The following is a 15,540-nucleotide window of genomic DNA, read 5'->3' as shown; positions in this document are numbered from 1 at the left end:
CGCGGCCTCAGTCCATGTCGACGTGCTGGTACGGGTCGACGTTCGGGTCGGCGTCGGCCCGGCGACCGGCGTTCGGCGGCGGGTTCTCGAACCAGCGGTCGATGAAGCGCTGGTACTGCAGCGTGTTGCGCTTCCCGACCAGCTTGCCGATCTGCTCGTCGGACCTGCTGGAGGGGTCGGAGGTGTTCGCCGAGCCGTTGAACGTCACGTAGGAGGTGCGGTCGGCACCGATCCGCCCGTTGATCGTCAGCACCTTGAGGTGGAAGTAGTTGTCGAAGTCGCCGTCGCCGTCGAAGTCCTGGACGAGGTGACGCATCGGCACGGGCCCGCGGCCGCCGCCGCCGTTGAGATGCTTCTTCACGTCGCGACCCATCACGGTGTAGGCGATGCGGACGTCGCAGCCCTGGTCCCACAGCGTCTTGAGCCGGCGCGCGGCGATCATGCCGCGCTTGCCGCGGATCACGTCGGGGGCGCTGCGCACGATCGTGCGGCCGTTGGCGTTGCCGGCCTTCTGCGCGCCCTTGCACTTGATCCGGTCCATCATCTGCTGGACCGGGTCGCCCTCGAAGTACTTCCCGTAGTAGGGCGAGAAGTACAGGCTGTAGCGGCTGCCCTCGAACGCGCGGTAGGCGTTCTTGGTGGTCTTGTCCCGCCACATCTGGTCGAAGATCTCCTCGGCGAAGTCGTAGATCTTGTCGCGACCGACGTAGGTGTAGACCTCGTTCCACTGGTTGGCCGCAGCAGCGGTCGTGAGGTTGGCGCTGCCCTGGATCAGGACGTTGCGCGAGAGACCGACCTTGTCGAAGAGGAACATCTTGGTGTGCGCGGCACCGCTCTTGCCCCGGCACGACCCCCTGCACATCCGCGCGAAGGACTTGGTGGCGCCCTTCTCGTTCTTGCCGTTGGTGGCCTTCAGGCCCTTCTTCAGGCGGCGGAACGACGGGTTGTCGGTGTCCTCGTCGTTGTTGTTGGCGTCGATGAGCACCCGCACGGTCGTGCCCTTCTGTGCCCGCTGGATGAGCGCGTCGGCCGCCCCGGCATTCATGAAGTTCCAGGTCATGATCTTGATCTGGCCCTTGGGCGAGGTGTGCCGGATCGTCTGCAGCAGCAGGTCCAAGATGGCGCGGCGGGACTGCTGGTCGCCGATCGCGGTGTTGAAGGTCGGCCCCTCCTTCACCGTGTACGTCGGCTTCTGCTCAGCGCTCGACGTGGCCGCGACGGCCCGTGGACCGGTCGGGGCGAGCAGCACGGCAGCGGCCGAGGCGAGGACCAGGGCGAGCGCGAGGACCATCGTGGCCAGGCGCGCGCGAGGGGTGTGGAGACGGAGCACGGAACTTCTCCCGGGTGTTCGGACGCCCTCCGCTGCGCGGCCGGACGCCTAGGAGCACGACTCCGCGAGGGTACACGTGACCGGGGGGTCCCACCCGCATCGGCCCGGTGCGGCTGCGCTACCGTCCGCGGCCGCCGAGCAGCCCGCGCCGGCGCCCGGGAGTCGGCGAGGTCGCTCCCGGACCGGCCGGCGAGGTCCCCCGGAAGAGCTCCTCCTCCGGCTTGGCCCTCCCGCGCCACGCCTCCAGGGCGGCGTCCAGCTCGGCGACGGGCACGGCACCCGGAGGTGTCGGGGCCCCGGGCAGCGGGACCAGCGGGTCGACCTCGTCGACCACCTGCAGGTCCCGCAGCGTCGCGAGGTCCTCCTCGACCTCCAGCCGGTAGAAGCGCTCGAGCTGACGACGCAGCGCGTCCGGTGCCAGGCCACGGCTGATCAGGTCACGCAGCGTGCGGGCGACCTGTCGGCGCTCGGCCCGGTAGGCCGCACGGGGGCCGGAGGCGACCATGGCGGTCCACTTCCGGCAGAAGTCCTCCAGGGAGTAGGACTCGTAGTGGAAGACCAGCCAGGCCCCGTCCTCCAGGCCGGGCTCGTGGCTGCGGTCCTCCCGAGCGACCTTGTGCAGGGTCAGCCACCGCTCGGCCCCGATCCGCACGGCGGACTTGCCCATCACGTGGCCACGGATCCACACCTGGTTGCTCGGCTCGTCGATCACCCCCAGCCCGTGCAGCAGGGCGAGGTCACCGTCCTCGAGCTCGGCCTTGAAGGCGGTCGGCTGCCCCTGCCAGGTGCTGCTCGAGACGGCCTCGCGCACGCCCAGGCGCAGGGCCAGGGCGTCCTCGGGCACGCGCGCGAGGGCCTCACGGTCCACGCGCACCACCTCGTCGCCGTCGATGTGGAGCAGCCACCCGTGCCCCAGGCCCAGCCCGGCGAGCACCCGCCGGGTCACGTTGGCGTTGATGCACTGGCGGACGTTGAGCTCACGCGGGCGCTGCCCGCCCCACCACGCACCTCCGGCACGGACGACGCTGACCCGCGGGTGCTCGGCGAGCTCGGCGAGCACCTCGTCCTGGCCCTCCTCGGACGGGGCGTCGAGGAAGACCACGAGGTGGTCGACCCCGCCGGCGAGGTTGCCCTCGACGTAGCGACGCACGTGGTCGGGGCTGTCCTTGATCGTGCTGACCGCGATCAACGGGGCCTGCGAGCCGGGCTGCATGCCCCGCACCCTAGTGCCGCCGCGTCAGCCCCGACGCCACCAGCGGGGGCGGCGGGCCGTGGTCTGCGCCGAGCCACCCTCGGCGCGGGTGCGCAGCATCGCCACGACCTGCTCCGGGTCGAGGTCGGCCGGCGGGTCGGTGTCGGGCGCCGGGTCCCCGGGCCCGGCCACGACCGGCTCGAGGTCGTCGACCGCGCCGTGCACGACGTGGCCGGCCGCCACCACCTCCTCCAGCCAGGCGTGGCTGCGGTCGGCCAGCAACCCGGCCGCCGTGGCCGGGGTCCGGGCGGGCAGGGAGTCCCGCGCGGCCAGCTCCCCCTCGGCGTACTCCCTCTTCACGACGCGGTGGCGGACGTCGGTGGGCATCGAGTCCCCCAGGCGTCGGTTGACCTCGCGCAGCAGCGCGACCTCGGCGGCGCCCAGCGAGGAGTTCGCGCGTACGTCGGCCGTGGCGTCGACGAGGTCCTCCGGGAGCCCGGCCGCCTCGGCGAAGCGGTGCCACAGCTCCTCCCCGGGCGCGCCGGGGGCCGGGCAGACCACCAGGTGACCCCGCTCGGGGGGCAGCGCGAAGGTCCAGCGGCGCAGGGTGTCGGCGAAGTCCTGGCCGTGCCAGAAGCGGGGTCGGACCCCACCGGCGTCCGGACCCCGGTCGCGCCCGGAGTCGCCGAAGAGCTCCTCGCGCTCGAAGTCGGTGAAGCTGCGGGTCTCCCCCAGCTTCACCCGCTCCTGCCAGTGCGCCACCGCCTGGCGACCGAGGTCGCGCGCCGTGACCACGACGTGCACCTCCAGGCCCTCGAGGGCCCGCAGCGCCCGGTCGGCCTGCTCGGGCGTCGCGCCCGCCAGCACCTCGTGACCGATGACGGCGTCGCCGCCGGTCGTCTCCACGTGCTCGCGCGCCTGCGCGCACAGCCGCTGCCAGGCTCCGTCCACCTCCTCCGGCGTCAACCCGAAGACCCCGGCGCTGCCCCGCACGTCGACGGCGCCACGGAAGTGCAGGCCCGGGGGCTGCGTGGGGTAGAGGACGCCGGCCCCGAGCAGCGCGGGCGCATGGGCGGCCAGCAGGCCCTGGAGATGTGTGGTGCCCGTCTTGGTGAGACCCACGTGGACGACGACCCGCACGTCGACATCGTGCCACTGAGCGGCCCCGGCGTGCGCGATGGCCCGCCCCGGATGGCCTAGCCTCGTCCCGTGAGCTCGAGCCCCGTCCGCGTGTACGCCGCACGGCTGGTCGGGCTCCCCATCTTCGACCCGCAGGGCGACCAGGTGGGGAAGGTCCGCGACGTCGTGGCGGCCGTCCGCTCGGAGACCAGCGAGCCGCGGGTGCTCGGCCTGGTCGGCGAGGTCTTCGGCAGGCGCCGGATCTTCGTGCCGATGACGCGGGTGACCAACATCGACGCCGGGCAGGTCTACACGACCGGGCTGCTCAACATGCGCCGCTTCGAGCAGCGCACCACCGAGACCCTGGTGATCGGCCAGATGCTCGACCGCACCGTCACCATCACCTCCAGCGGGGTGAGCGGCGTGGTCTACGACGTGGCGCTGGAGCAGGCCCGCAACCGCGACTGGGTGCTGTCCCGGGTGGCGGTGCAGGAGCCCGGCAAGGGGCTGCGCCGGCGCGGCCAGACCCACGTCGTGCAGTGGCGCGACGTCGAGGGACTCACCCGGCGCGAGGAGGCGCAGGGTGCCACGCACCTGGTCCACGCCCTCAACGAGATGAAGCCGGCCGACGCGGCCCACATGATCCACGAGCTGCCTCCCGAGCGGCGTTCGGCCGTGGTCAGCGCCCTGGCCGACGAGCGGCTCGCCGACGTCCTGGAGGAGCTGCCCGAGGAGGACCAGGTCGAGATCCTCAGCCACCTCGAGGACGAGCGCGCCGCCGACGTCCTGGAGGAGATGTCCCCCGACGACGCGGCCGACCTGATCGCCGAGCTGCCGCCCGAGACCGCGACGGCCCTGCTGGACCTCATGGAGCCCGAGGAGGCCGAGGACGTGCGGCGGCTGATGTCGTACGTCGAGGACACCGCCGGCGCGATGATGACCCCCGAGCCGGTGATCCTCGGCCCCGACGCCACCGTCGCCGACGCCCTCGCGCACGTGCGCAACCCCGACCTCACCCCGTCGCTGGCCTCCCAGGTCTACGTCTGCCGGCAGCCCCTGGAGACCCCCACCGGCAAGTTCCTCGGGGTCGGCCACATCCAGCGACTGCTGCGCGAGATGCCCTCGTCGCTGGTCGCGGGAGCGCTCGACGAGGGCAACGAGACGCTGCGACCCGAGATGAGCATCGACGAGGTCGCCGCCCACCTGGCGACCTACAACCTCGTCGCGGCACCGGTCGTCGACGAGAACGGCCACCTGCTCGGCGCGGTCACCGTCGACGACCTGCTCGACCACATGCTGCCCGAGGGCTGGCGCGACTCGCTGAGCATGTCCCGACGCGGACGCCGCTCCTCCCAGCTCGGGTCGCAGGCCGGGGCCCGACCGGCTCCCCCGGCGGGTCGTCGTGGCTGAGCAGCGGCCGCGGCTGGACACGCCCCGGGAGGTCCGGCGCCAGCTCGTGCGGCGGCCCAGCTACGACGCGGACTCCTTCGGCGTCTTCGCCGAGCAGTTCGCCCGCTACATGGGCACCGCCCGGTTCCTGCTGTGGATGACCGTGTTCGTCCTGGTCTGGGTGCTCTTCAACGCCGTCGCCCCCGACTCCGCGGCCTTCGACGCCTACCCCTACATCTTCCTCACCCTCATGCTCAGCCTGCAGGCCTCGTACGCCGCACCGCTGATCCTGCTGGCGCAGAACCGCCAGGAGCAGCGCGACAAGGTGGTCGCCGAGCAGGACCGGCAGGCCAACGCGCGCGCCCACGCCGACATGGAGTTCCTCGCCCGCGAGGTGGCCTCGTTGCGGATGGCCGTGGGCGAGGTCGCCACCCGCGACTTCGTGCGCTCGGAGCTGCGCGCCCTGCTCGCCGAGATCGAGGAGCGGTCCGAGCGGGGGACCGAGGACGGCGAGGACACACCCCGCCCGTAGACTCGAGCATCATGAGCAGCACCCTCCTCGAGCAGGTCCGCGCCGCGCTGGCGACGGTCAACGACCCCGAGATCAAGCGGCCCATCACCGACCTCGGCATGGTCGACTCCGTCGAGATCGACGACGCCGGCGGCGTGGACGTCACGGTCCTGCTGACGGTCGCCGGGTGCCCGCTCAAGGACACCATCAACCGCGACGTCACCGCCGCGGTCGCGGCCGTCGACGGCATCAGCGACGTCCGGCTGACCCTCGGGGTGATGACCGACGAGCAGCGGGCCGGGCTCAAGGAGATCCTCAGCGACGGCAAGGCGCAGCGCGAGATCCCCTTCGCCCAGCCCGGCTCGCTGACCAAGGTCTTCGCGATCGCCTCCGGCAAGGGCGGCGTGGGCAAGTCCTCGGTCACGGTCAACCTGGCCCTCGGCATGGCCGCGCAGGGGCTCAAGGTCGGTGTCGTGGACGCCGACATCTACGGCCACTCGGTGCCCGCCATGCTCGGCGTGGCCGACTCCCGCCCGACGCAGGTCGACGACCTGATCATGCCCGTCCCCACGGCCTCCGGCGTCTCGGTCATCTCCATCGGCATGCTCAAGCCGCGTCGCGACCAGGTCGTCGCCTGGCGCGGCCCGATGCTCGACCGGGCGCTGGTCCAGATGCTCGCCGACGTCTACTGGGGCGACCTCGACGTGCTGCTGCTCGACCTGCCGCCGGGCACCGGCGACATCGCGATCTCCCTGGGCCAGCACCTGCCCGGCGCCGAGGTCGTCGTGGTCACGACCCCGCAGGAGGCGGCCGCCGAGGTCGCCGAGCGCGCCGGCACGATGGCCTCGATGATGCACCAGCGGGTCGTCGGCGTCGTCGAGAACATGAGCTACCTCCCCTGCCCGCACTGCACCGAGGAGGGTCGCGAGCACCGGCTCGAGGTCTTCGGCTCCGGCGGCGGGCAGCGGGTCGCCGAGACCCTCTCCTCCCGCTTCGGGTACGACGTCCCGGTGCTCGGCCAGGTCCCGCTGGACACCTCCCTGCGCGAGGGCGGGGACGCCGGCAAGCCGATCGTGGAGTCCGACCCCACGGCCCCCGCCGCGGCGATCCTGCGCGACATCGCCCAACGTCTCGCCGGGCGCGGCCGCGGCCTGGCGGGCATGCAGCTCGGGCTCACCCCGGCCAACAAGCTCTAGGATCTCGACCGTGTGGGGAGTCGGGCTCTCGGAGCTGGCGGTCATCGCGTTCGTGGCCGTGCTGGTCTTCGGGCCCGAGCGGATCCCCGTGCTGGCCAAGCAGGCCGGTCAGTGGATCAAGGTCGCCCGTCGCTTCGCCCACCAGGCCCGGGACGAGCTGCGCAACGAGCTCGGCCCGGAGTACGCCGACCTCGAGCTGCGCGACCTCGACCCCCGCACGGTGGTGCGCAAGCACATCATCGAGGCGATGAACGACGCCGAGAACGACGACGAGGACGACGACGACCGCTCCTCGCGCCGCGGCCGTCGCAAGCAGCGACCGTTGGACGAGGGCGAGGTCCCGCCCTACGACCTCGACGCCACCTGACAGACCGCGACCAGCGCGTCCAGCGCCACCAGCACGCTCTCCCCCGACGCCCCTGAGCGCAGCTCGACGAAGTCGGCCCCCGCCCGGACGGGGACGCCCTCCGTGCGCGCGCCGTCGAGCCGGTGCCACCAGCACGGCAGGGCCTCGTCGGCGAGGCGGCGCAGCGCCGACCCGACCCCCACCCGGTCCGCGACCGACCACGCGACCTCGGGGACCGCGCGCGGGGAGGCGCCCCGCACCTCGACCACGGCGCTGGTGCGCACGACCCACTCCTGACCCGCGACCTGCAGCCGTAGCCACCCGGCCGACACCCGGTCCAGCACGCCGACCAGCCGACCCACGCCGCGCACCTCCAGGGCGATCGGCTCCCCCACCCCGGCGGCCAGGCGCGCGGCCAGCGTGACCGAGGCGTACTCCGCGCGGGCACGGTCGGCCAGCTCCGGGCCGCGCTCGGCCGCGTACAGCGCCTCGGCCTGCTGCTCGAGGTCCTCGAGCAGCGAGAAGACCTGCTCCTCCCACGCCATGCCGATCGCCTCCCCCGTGCGGCACGACGGCAAACCGGGAGGCGGCGCGTCGTCCACAGCGCATCCCGCACCTGATTGACAACGCTCTCAATCGGGCGTTCACTGGCTTTACTTGAAGCAAACGGACGCAAACGCAAGGTTCTCTCGGATGATCTCTCTCGGGCCCACCGTCCCCCGCTGCCTCGGCGTGTGGGGCGGCGTCACCGCGGCCGGCGCCCTGGTCTGCCGCGGCGTCGCCGCCGACCTGCGCGTCGCCGGCGACGCCGACCTGGAGACCTGGCTGGTCGCCGTGGCCGCCGCTGCCCTGGTCCTGGCCGCGTGCTGGGCCAGCGCCGTCGCCGGCGTCGTGTGCGTGCAGGTGGCGCGCCGGGCACCCGTCCCCCGGGCGGGTGTCCCGGCGCCCGTGCGCCGGCTCCTGCTGCGGGCCTGTGGGTTCGCGGTCGCCGGCGGCCTGGCCGGTGGGCTGGCGCTCACCCCCGCAGGCGCCACCCCCGGCAGCCTCGAGCGGGAGCGCCCCGCCGCCGCCGCGACGCCGTCGGCTCCCGCGGCGCCCTCGGCGTCCTCCGCCCCCGCGCCCGCGCCCGCGCCCGCGCCGGCCGACCGTGTCGTGGTGGTCCGCCCCGGCGACTCGCTGTGGCGCATCGCCGAGGCCGAGCTGCTGCGCCGCACGGGCCGGGCCGCGTCGGTCCCCGACGTGGCGGCCTTCTGGCCGCGCATCCACGCCGCCAACCGGGCCCTGGTCGGCCCGGACCCCGACCTCGTCCGCCCCGGCGTGCCCCTGACGATGCCCGCCCCGTCCCCCCAGGAGTCCTGATGCCCGCCCGCCCTCTCGCCACCCACCCGTTCGAGTCGGTCCCCTTCGCCGAGGTCCAGGGGGCCCTGGCCCTCGACGTCTCTCCCGACCCGGTGGTCGACCCCGTGCTCGACCTGGCGCCCGACCCCTCGCTGGACCCGGCACCCCCGGGGGCCCCCACGGCCGGCGTGGTGCCGATCGACCGGCGGGCCCGTGGCGAGGCCGAGCGCTGGGCGCGGCACATCGTCCAGGCGGCCCTCGAGGTCGTGGCGGGGATGCGCCCGTCCTCCCAGCTGGTGCGGTGGCTCTCCCCCACGGTGTACGCCGACCTCCGTCGCCGTACCCACCTGCTGGCCCTGGCCACCCACCGCGAGCCCGAGCGGGCCCACCCCGTCCGGGCCCGGCTGCAGTCGTTGCACGCGACCTACCCTGTCCCCGGTGTGCTCGAGGCCGCCGTGCACGTGCGGCACGGCCACCGCTCGCGGGCGCTGGCGGTCCGCTTCGAGCAGCGGGCCGAGCGCGGCTGGGTCTGCACGGCGCTGGACTTCGCCTGACCCCACTCGAAGGGTCCGTTCGCCAGATCGGTCGTGGCACGCCACCGTCCGCTCACACCGGGTTCACCGCCGCCCCGCAGCCTCAGGGTCATGGTGTGGGCAGGTGTCCCGGCTCGCGACCTGCTGCGGGCGGCGTTCCTGGTCGCCGTCGTCGCCTTCGCCGCCTGGGGCCTCCAGGGCAGCTGGCGCGAGCTGGTCGGGGCACTCTCCTCGACCCCTCCGGCCGGCCTGGCGGTCGCCGCCGGGCTGGTGCTCCTCGGACTGCTGACCACCTGCGGGGCCTGGCTGCGACTCCTCGCCGGCTACGGGCACCGGCTGCCCCGCGAGGACGGCCGCCGGGTCTTCTTCGTCGGTCAGCTCGGGAAGTACATCCCCGGCTCGGTCTGGTCGATGGGTGCGCACGCCGACCTCGCGCGCGGCTTCGGCGTCCCTGTGCGGGTCACCGTCGGCACCTCGTTGGCCTTCCTCGGCCTCAACGTCGCCACCGCGGGCCTGCTGGCCTTCGGGATGCTGGCAGCCGGGATGCCGACGCTGCCGCTGCCGCGGTGGGGCGGTCTGGTCGGTGCGCTCGGCTGCGCCGTCGCCCTCACACCGCCGGTCGTGGCGCGCCTGGGCAGCCTCGTGGCCGGCTCCGCCGGCACGCTGCGCCTGACGTGGGGCTCGCTGGCGGTCCTGGTGGCCCGGATGGCGCTGACCTGGACCTGCTACGCCGGGGCGATGGTGGCACTGATCCCCGGGACCACACCCGGGCACGCGGCCGAGCTGCTCGCCATCGCCGCGGGCGGCTTCGCCGCGGCGTACGTCGTCGGGGTGGCCGTCGTCGTCGCCCCCGCGGGGGTCGGCGCCCGCGAGGTCACGCTCGTGGCGCTGCTCTCGCCGGCCGTCGGGCTGGCCACCGCGACCGCCGTCGCCCTGGTCACCCGGGTGCTGCACACCGCGGCCGACCTCACGCTGGCGGCGGTCACCACGCTGCGGCGGGGCCGCAGCCCCGCCGTCCAGCGCTGACCCGCCGAGGGCGGCTCAGCGCTTGCGTGACTTCTTGTTGCTGCCGCCCTTGCTCTTCCAGCCCTCCGAGGCCTTGGGGCCGTCCCGGCGGACCTCCGCCTCACCGGTCTCGTCGGGTGCGGAGTAGGTGAGGTTGGCCGGCGAGGCCGGCGTGTCGAGGCCCTTGGCGTGGATGTGCGGCTGGCCGACCGGCGAGCGCAGGCTCGGGTCGATGACCAGCACGTCCTCGTCGTCCTCGTCGTAGTCGGCGTCCTCGTCGTCCTCCACGGTCACCTGGACGTTGAAGAGGTACCCGACGGTCTCCTCCTTGATGCCGTCCATGACCGCGGCGAACATGTCGAAGCCCTCGCGCTGGTACTCCACGAGCGGGTCGCGCTGGGAGTAGGCGCGCAGGTAGATGCCCTCGCGCAGGTAGTCCATCTCGTAGAGGTGCTCGCGCCACTTGCGATCGAGCACCGAGAGGATCACGCGCCGCTCGAGCTCACGCATGACCTCGTCCCCGAGCTCGGCCTCGCGGGCGTCGTACGCCTTGTGGGCATCGGCCTTCAGGGCCTCGATGAGCTCGTCGCGGTCGAGGTTGACCGCCCCGTCGACGGCCGCGGCCATCGCCTCGAGGTCGAGGGTGAGGGGGAAGATCTGGCGCAGCGCCGTGGCGAGCTGGTCGACCTCCCACTCGGGCTCCTGGGTGGCGCCGGTGACGTAGCCGGTGACGACGTCGTCGATGAAGGTGCGGATCTGGGCCTCGAGGTCCGCGCCCTCGAGGATCTGGCGGCGCTCGGCGTAGATGACCTTGCGCTGGCGGTCCATCACGTCGTCGTACTTCAAGACGTTCTTGCGGGACTCGAAGTTCTGCGACTCCACCTGGCCCTGGGCGTTGGCGATGGCGCTGGTGACGCGCTTGTTCTCGATCGGGACGTCGTCGGGGATGCGCAGCACCTGCAGCACCCGGTCGACCCAGTCGGACTTGAACAGCCGCATGAGCTCGTCCTGCAGCGAGAGGTAGAACCGCGACTCGCCGGGGTCGCCCTGACGGCCGGAACGACCGCGCAGCTGGTTGTCGATGCGGCGCGACTCGTGGCGCTCGGTGCCCAGCACGTAGAGACCGCCGAGCTCCTTGACCTCGTCGTGCTCGGCCTTGACCTGCGCCCTGACCTTCTCCAGCGTCGCGGGCCAGGCCTCGTCGTAGGCCTCCGCGGTCTCGCCGGTCGGCTCGAGGCCCTGCTTGCGCAGCTCGGCGTCGGCGAGGAACTCCACGTTGCCGCCGAGCATGATGTCGGTGCCTCGACCGGCCATGTTGGTGGCGACGGTGACCGCGCCCTTGTGGCCGGCCATCGCGACGATCTTGGCCTCGTCGGCGTGCATCTTGGCGTTCAGCACGCTGTGCGGGACGCCCTTCTTCTTCAGCAGCGCCGAGAGGTAGTCGGACTTCTCGACCGAGACGGTGCCGACGAGGATCGGCTGGCCGGTGCGGTGCTTCTCGGCGATGTCCTCGGCGACCGCGTCGTACTTGGCCTCCTCGGTGCGGTAGACGAGGTCGGGCTGGTCGACGCGGACCATCGGCCGGTTCGTCGGGATCGGGACGACGCCGAGCTGGTAGATCTTGTCGAACTCCGAGGCCTCGGTCATGGCCGTGCCGGTCATGCCGGAGAGCTTGTCGTAGAGGCGGAAGAAGTTCTGCAGGGTGACGGTCGCGAGCGTCTGGTACTCCTCGCGGACCGTGACGTTCTCCTTGGCCTCGATGGCCTGGTGCAGGCCGTCGTTGTAGCGGCGGCCCGAGAGGATGCGGCCGGTGTGCTCGTCGACGATGAGAACCTCGCCGTTCATCACGACGTACTCCTTGTCGCGACGGAACAGCTCCTTGGCCTTGATGCCGTTGTTGAGGAACGAGATCAGCGGGGTGTTGGCGGCCTCGTAGAGGTTCTCGATGCCGAGGTGGTCCTCGACCTTGGTGATGCCGGGCTCGAGGACGGAGATGGTGCGCTTCTTCTCGTCGACCTCGTAGTCCTCGTCCTTGACCAGGCGCGCGACGATCTTGGCGAACTCGCCGTACCACTTGACCTCGTCCTGGGTCGGGCCGCTGATGATCAGCGGGGTCCGCGCCTCGTCGATGAGGATCGAGTCGACCTCGTCGACGATGGCGAAGTTGTGGCCGCGCTGCACGCACTCCTCCAGCGAGGAGGCCATGTTGTCGCGCAGGTAGTCGAAGCCGAGCTCGTTGTTGGTGGCGTAGGTGATGTCGCAGTTGTAGGCGGCGCGACGCTGGTCGGGGCGCATGTCGGGCAGGATCACGCCGACGGTGAGGCCCAGCCAGTTGTGCACGCGGCCCATCTGCTCGGACTGGTACTTCGCGAGGTAGTCGTTGACGGTGACGACGTGGACGCCCTTGCCGCCGATCGCGTTGAGGTACGCCGGGGCGACCGCGACGAGGGTCTTGCCCTCACCGGTCTTCATCTCGGCGATGTTGCCCAGGTGCAGCGCCGCGCCACCCATGATCTGGACGTCGAAGGGGCGCATGCCCAGCACGCGCTTGGCGGCCTCACGCACCGTGGCGAAGGCCTCGGGCATCAACTCGTCGAGGGACTCACCGTCGGCGTGCCGCTTGCGCAGCTCCTCGGTCATCCCCTGCAGCTCGGCGTCGGACATCGCGACGAAGTCGTCCTCGATGGCGTTGACGGCCTGCGCGACCCCCTCGAGCTGGCGGAGGATCTTGCCCTCACCGATGCGGAGGATCTTGTCGAGAATCGCGGGCACGGCGTTGCTGCTCCTCTGAAGGTGGCTGTCCCGGACAGGTGCCCCGGGCCGCGCTCACTCTACCCAGCAGGGTGAACCATCCCTAACCGACTGCCGACCCGGATGTGGGCACGGCCGCGGCCAGCTCCGGAGCCAGGTCGCCGCGGGGGGCGACCGTGATCCCCGCCAGCCCCAGCCAGCCGGCCAGGCGCCACAGCTCGGCGGCCAGCTCGGCGGCTGTCGACCCCGGAGCACCCGGCTCGGCCCAGGCGGCCGCGACCCGGAGCAGGCCCCCGTCGCCGGTGGCCCGGTCGGCCTTGAGGTCGACGCGCGCGACGATCTCCTCCCCCAGCAGGAAGGGCAGCACGTAGTAGCCGTGCACCCGCTTCTCCGGCGGCGTGTAGATCTCGATGCGGTAGTGGAAGTCGAAGAGCTGCTCGGTGCGCTCGCGCTCCCACACCACCGGGTCGAAGGGGCTCAGCAGCGTGCGGGCGCCCACCCGTCGCGGCAGCCGGGCGTCGCGGTGGAGGTAGGCCTGGCGCCGCCACCCCTCGACCCGGACCGGCTCGAGCTCGCCGGCCTCGACGAGCCGCTCGATCGCGACCGCGGTGCTGGGCAGCTCGGGGCGCTTGGGGTCGTGCTGCTGGCGCAGGCGGTAGTAGTCGGCCAGGCAGGAGGCCGTGGCGACCCCGTGGGAGCGGGCGGCCCGGCGTACGAGCTCGGTGACGGCGTCCTGCGGGTCGGGCACCGGGAGGTCGAGGACGTGGGCGGGCAGGACCCGCTCGGGCAGGTCGTAGCGGACCTCGAACTGCGAGGTGCGACCGGAGATGGCCAGCTCGCCGATCTGGTAGAGGTAGTCGAGGGTCTTGCGTGCCTCGGACCAGTTCCAGCCCCAGTGCTCCTTCGAGCGCGCCCCGCCTGAGCCGATGACCTGCTCGAGCTCACGCGCCGTGACCGGCCCGGGCTGCGCCGCCACGGCGACCCGGACCCGCTCGATCATCGAGTCCTCGACGTCCTTCCACCACTTGCCTCGGGCGGCGCGGTAGAAGTCCATCCGGTGCTGCATGAGCGGCCACAGGTCGACGGGCATGAACGCCTGGACGTGCGCCCAGTACTCCACCACCCGCCGAGGGCGCTTCTCAGCGGCCCGCGCCAACAGGCCGGTGCGCGGGTCGGCGTCGTAGGGGCCCATCCGGGAGTAGAGCGGCATGTAGTGCGCCCGCTGGAGCACGTTGACCGAGTCGACCTGCAGCACCCCGGTGCGCGCCAGGGTGCGGTCGAAGGTCCGCATCGTCGGCTCGGCGTGCGGCTTGTCGAGGAAGCCCTGGGCGGCCAGCGCGACCCGGCGGGCCTGGGAGCGGCTCAGCGTCTGGGTCTGTCCCTGGGTCGTCGACACGGGCCGAACTCAACCACGCCGGACCGACACCTCGGCGTTCACGCACCCGTTGGTCACGGTCCGGTCACGATGCCCCGGGCCCTGCTGGAGAAGGAGTCTGGGCGTCTCGGAATGTCGGTGCTGCCTGGTTGAGTCAGCTCATGGAAGGGCTCGGGCAGCACCAGATGGACCGCGGTGTCGCGGTCATCGCCGGTGCGCTGACCGACCTCGACGAGGTCTCCCTGCTGGGTCTCGACCAGGCGGCAACTGCGGCCTCGTTGGTGGAGATCGCTGCGGCCGAGGCACGTCTGGGTGAGCTCAAGCACCGCGTCCTGGCCCATGCCTCGCAGGTACGGGTCGAGGAGGCCACCGGCGCCGCCACCACCGCGACCTGGCTGGCCCGAGCCACCCGCACCACCGTCAGGACGTCCCGGCGTGCGGTGCACCTCGCGACGGCGTTGGAGACCTATCAGCGGCTGCGGGAGGGGTACGCCGCCGGGCGGGTGAACACCGAGCAGGCCGAGGTCATCGCCCGCGCCCTCGACGCCCTGCCCGCCGACATCCCCGTCACTGTGCGGGCTGCTGCCGAGCAGCGGCTGGTCGACCTCGCTGCGCACCACGACGCCTGCGACCTGCGCGTGCTGGGTGACCGGGTCCTCGACGTCGTAGCCCCCGCCGTCGCTGACGCCCACGAGGCCGCGCGACTCGAGGCGGAGGAACGCGCAGCCGCGCGGAAGACGATGCTGACCATGACCCCCGACGGGCAGGGCAGCGTCCACGGCCGCTTCACCGTCCCCGAGCTGCACGCCGGGATGCTGCGCAAGCAGCTGCTGGCCCTGGTCGTCCACGACAAACCCGCCCTGACGTCCAGTCCTGCCGCGACGCGCGAGCAGGTGGAGGGTGAGCGGCCGGAGCCGGTCAAGGCCGCCTCCGCCGTCGAGCTCGGTGCCGCCCTCTGCGAGCTGTTGGAACGTCTCGACGGCTCCCAGGTCCCGGAAATGTCGACCGGCGCGACCGTGGTGGTCACCATGACCCTCGAGACCCTGACCGGTGGGCTGGCGGCCGCCACCCTGGACACCGGTGACCGGATCGCCGCCCACACCGCCCGCCGCCTGGCCTGCGAGGCCGGCATCATCCCCGTCGTCCTCGGTGGCAGACGCGAGGTCCTCGACCAAGGCCGCAGGAAGCGGCTGTTCACCCGCGCCCAACGCATCGCCCTCGCCACCCGTGACCGCGGCTGCACCGCGGTCGGCTGCCGCATCGCGGCATGGTTCTGCCACGCCCACCACGACCAACCCTGGGCCACCGGCGGCACCACCGACCTGACCAACGGCCGGCTGCTGTGCCCCACCCACCACCGCACCGCCCACGACCCCCGCTACGACACACGCGTCCTGCCCGACCACCAGATCGAGTTCACCCTCAGATGCTGAGTCGCTGGGCCCCTCGAAGATC

14 protein-coding genes are annotated in these 15,540 nt (G+C 72.6%); 8 read left to right on the top strand and 6 right to left on the bottom strand.

Annotation, left to right across the window (positions count from 1 at the left end):
* Positions 1-7: 7 nt before the first annotated feature.
* The 3 genes from BKA05_RS04185 to BKA05_RS04175 all read right to left on the bottom strand — a co-directional run bounded on the left by BKA05_RS04185 (position 8) and on the right by BKA05_RS04175 (position 3,662).
* Positions 8-1,330: a phospholipase D-like domain-containing protein gene (locus tag BKA05_RS04185; protein ID WP_179530312.1), complete on the bottom strand. Its 1,323-nt coding sequence runs from the start codon at positions 1,328-1,330 to the stop codon at positions 8-10.
* Between the two features lie 118 nt (positions 1,331-1,448).
* On the bottom strand, positions 1,449-2,543 hold the full coding sequence (locus tag BKA05_RS04180; RefSeq protein WP_179530311.1) for a hypothetical protein: 1,095 nt from the start codon (positions 2,541-2,543) through the stop codon (positions 1,449-1,451).
* 24 nt (positions 2,544-2,567) lie between these two features.
* Positions 2,568-3,662 (bottom strand): serine/threonine-protein kinase, encoded by a 1,095-nt coding sequence (locus BKA05_RS04175; RefSeq protein ID WP_179530310.1) that lies wholly within the window; start codon positions 3,660-3,662, stop codon positions 2,568-2,570.
* Between the two features lie 69 nt (positions 3,663-3,731).
* On the opposite strand from BKA05_RS04175, the gene BKA05_RS04170 reads away from it, so the two are divergent.
* From BKA05_RS04170 to BKA05_RS04155, 4 genes are read left to right on the top strand one after another with little or no spacing between them, the layout of a single operon-like run.
* Positions 3,732-5,051: a magnesium transporter MgtE N-terminal domain-containing protein gene (locus BKA05_RS04170; protein ID WP_179530309.1), complete on the top strand. Its 1,320-nt coding sequence runs from the start codon at positions 3,732-3,734 to the stop codon at positions 5,049-5,051.
* On the top strand, positions 5,044-5,562 hold the full coding sequence (locus BKA05_RS04165; RefSeq protein WP_179530308.1) for a DUF1003 domain-containing protein: 519 nt from the start codon (positions 5,044-5,046) through the stop codon (positions 5,560-5,562). Before BKA05_RS04170 ends, BKA05_RS04165 begins: the two co-directional genes overlap by 8 nt.
* Before the next feature lie 11 nt (positions 5,563-5,573).
* Positions 5,574-6,737 (top strand): Mrp/NBP35 family ATP-binding protein, encoded by a 1,164-nt coding sequence (locus BKA05_RS04160; protein WP_179530307.1) that lies wholly within the window; start codon positions 5,574-5,576, stop codon positions 6,735-6,737.
* 10 nt (positions 6,738-6,747) lie between these two features.
* Positions 6,748-7,104, top strand: coding sequence for a sec-independent translocase (locus BKA05_RS04155; RefSeq protein ID WP_179530306.1), 357 nt, complete (start codon positions 6,748-6,750; stop codon positions 7,102-7,104).
* On the opposite strand, the gene BKA05_RS04150 is transcribed toward BKA05_RS04155, so the two are convergent.
* Positions 7,083-7,628, bottom strand: coding sequence for a hypothetical protein (locus tag BKA05_RS04150; RefSeq protein ID WP_179530305.1), 546 nt, complete (start codon positions 7,626-7,628; stop codon positions 7,083-7,085). The genes BKA05_RS04155 and BKA05_RS04150 overlap by 22 nt on opposite strands.
* A 148-nt stretch (positions 7,629-7,776) precedes the next feature.
* Here BKA05_RS04150 and BKA05_RS04145 point away from each other — a divergent pair, with 148 nt between their 5' ends.
* From BKA05_RS04145 to BKA05_RS04135, 3 genes are all read left to right on the top strand, one after another.
* Complete coding sequence (locus tag BKA05_RS04145) at positions 7,777-8,442, top strand: LysM peptidoglycan-binding domain-containing protein (protein ID WP_179530304.1); 666 nt, start codon at positions 7,777-7,779, stop codon at positions 8,440-8,442.
* Positions 8,442-8,975, top strand: coding sequence for an Rv3235 family protein (locus BKA05_RS04140; RefSeq protein WP_179530303.1), 534 nt, complete (start codon positions 8,442-8,444; stop codon positions 8,973-8,975). The genes BKA05_RS04145 and BKA05_RS04140 overlap by 1 nt, the downstream gene beginning before the upstream one ends.
* A 90-nt stretch (positions 8,976-9,065) precedes the next feature.
* The gene (locus BKA05_RS04135) at positions 9,066-9,980 is read left to right on the top strand and encodes a lysylphosphatidylglycerol synthase domain-containing protein (RefSeq protein WP_179530302.1); all 915 of its coding nucleotides are present in this window, start codon (positions 9,066-9,068) and stop codon (positions 9,978-9,980) included.
* 15 nt (positions 9,981-9,995) lie between these two features.
* On the opposite strand, the gene secA is transcribed toward BKA05_RS04135, so the two are convergent.
* Positions 9,996-12,731 carry a preprotein translocase subunit SecA gene (secA, locus tag BKA05_RS04130; protein ID WP_179530301.1) on the bottom strand — a complete coding sequence of 912 codons (2,736 nt, stop codon included), beginning with the start codon at positions 12,729-12,731 and terminating at the stop codon, positions 9,996-9,998.
* 82 nt (positions 12,732-12,813) lie between these two features.
* Positions 12,814-14,106, bottom strand: a complete 1,293-nt coding sequence (locus tag BKA05_RS04125) for a winged helix-turn-helix domain-containing protein (RefSeq protein ID WP_343045514.1) — start codon at positions 14,104-14,106, stop codon at positions 12,814-12,816.
* Between the two features lie 140 nt (positions 14,107-14,246).
* Between BKA05_RS04125 and BKA05_RS04120 the strand changes: the two genes are divergently transcribed.
* Complete coding sequence (locus BKA05_RS04120) at positions 14,247-15,518, top strand: HNH endonuclease signature motif containing protein (protein WP_179530300.1); 1,272 nt, start codon at positions 14,247-14,249, stop codon at positions 15,516-15,518.
* Positions 15,519-15,540 lie beyond the last annotated feature (22 nt).

The organism is Nocardioides marinus, from assembly GCF_013408145.1.
In the GTDB taxonomy this organism is placed as follows: Bacteria; Actinomycetota; Actinomycetes; order Propionibacteriales; family Nocardioidaceae; genus Nocardioides; species Nocardioides marinus.
This window is presented reverse-complemented; position numbering and strand designations above follow the sequence as displayed.

Bases quoted from the DNA above. Each gene is read 5' to 3' on its own strand.
- BKA05_RS04180 (WP_179530311.1), bottom strand. From the start codon at position 2,543: ATGCAGCCCGGCTCGCAGGCCCCGTTGATCGCGGTCAGCACGATCAAG.
- BKA05_RS04160 (WP_179530307.1), top strand. From the start codon at position 5,574: ATGAGCAGCACCCTCCTCGAGCAGGTCCGCGCCGCGCTGGCGACGGTC.
- BKA05_RS04150 (WP_179530305.1), bottom strand. From the start codon at position 7,628: ATGGCGTGGGAGGAGCAGGTCTTCTCGCTGCTCGAGGACCTCGAGCAG.
- BKA05_RS04145 (WP_179530304.1), top strand. From the start codon at position 7,777: ATGATCTCTCTCGGGCCCACCGTCCCCCGCTGCCTCGGCGTGTGGGGC.
- BKA05_RS04140 (WP_179530303.1), top strand. From the start codon at position 8,442: ATGCCCGCCCGCCCTCTCGCCACCCACCCGTTCGAGTCGGTCCCCTTC.
- BKA05_RS04135 (WP_179530302.1), top strand. From the start codon at position 9,066: ATGGTGTGGGCAGGTGTCCCGGCTCGCGACCTGCTGCGGGCGGCGTTC.
- BKA05_RS04120 (WP_179530300.1), top strand. From the start codon at position 14,247: ATGGAAGGGCTCGGGCAGCACCAGATGGACCGCGGTGTCGCGGTCATC.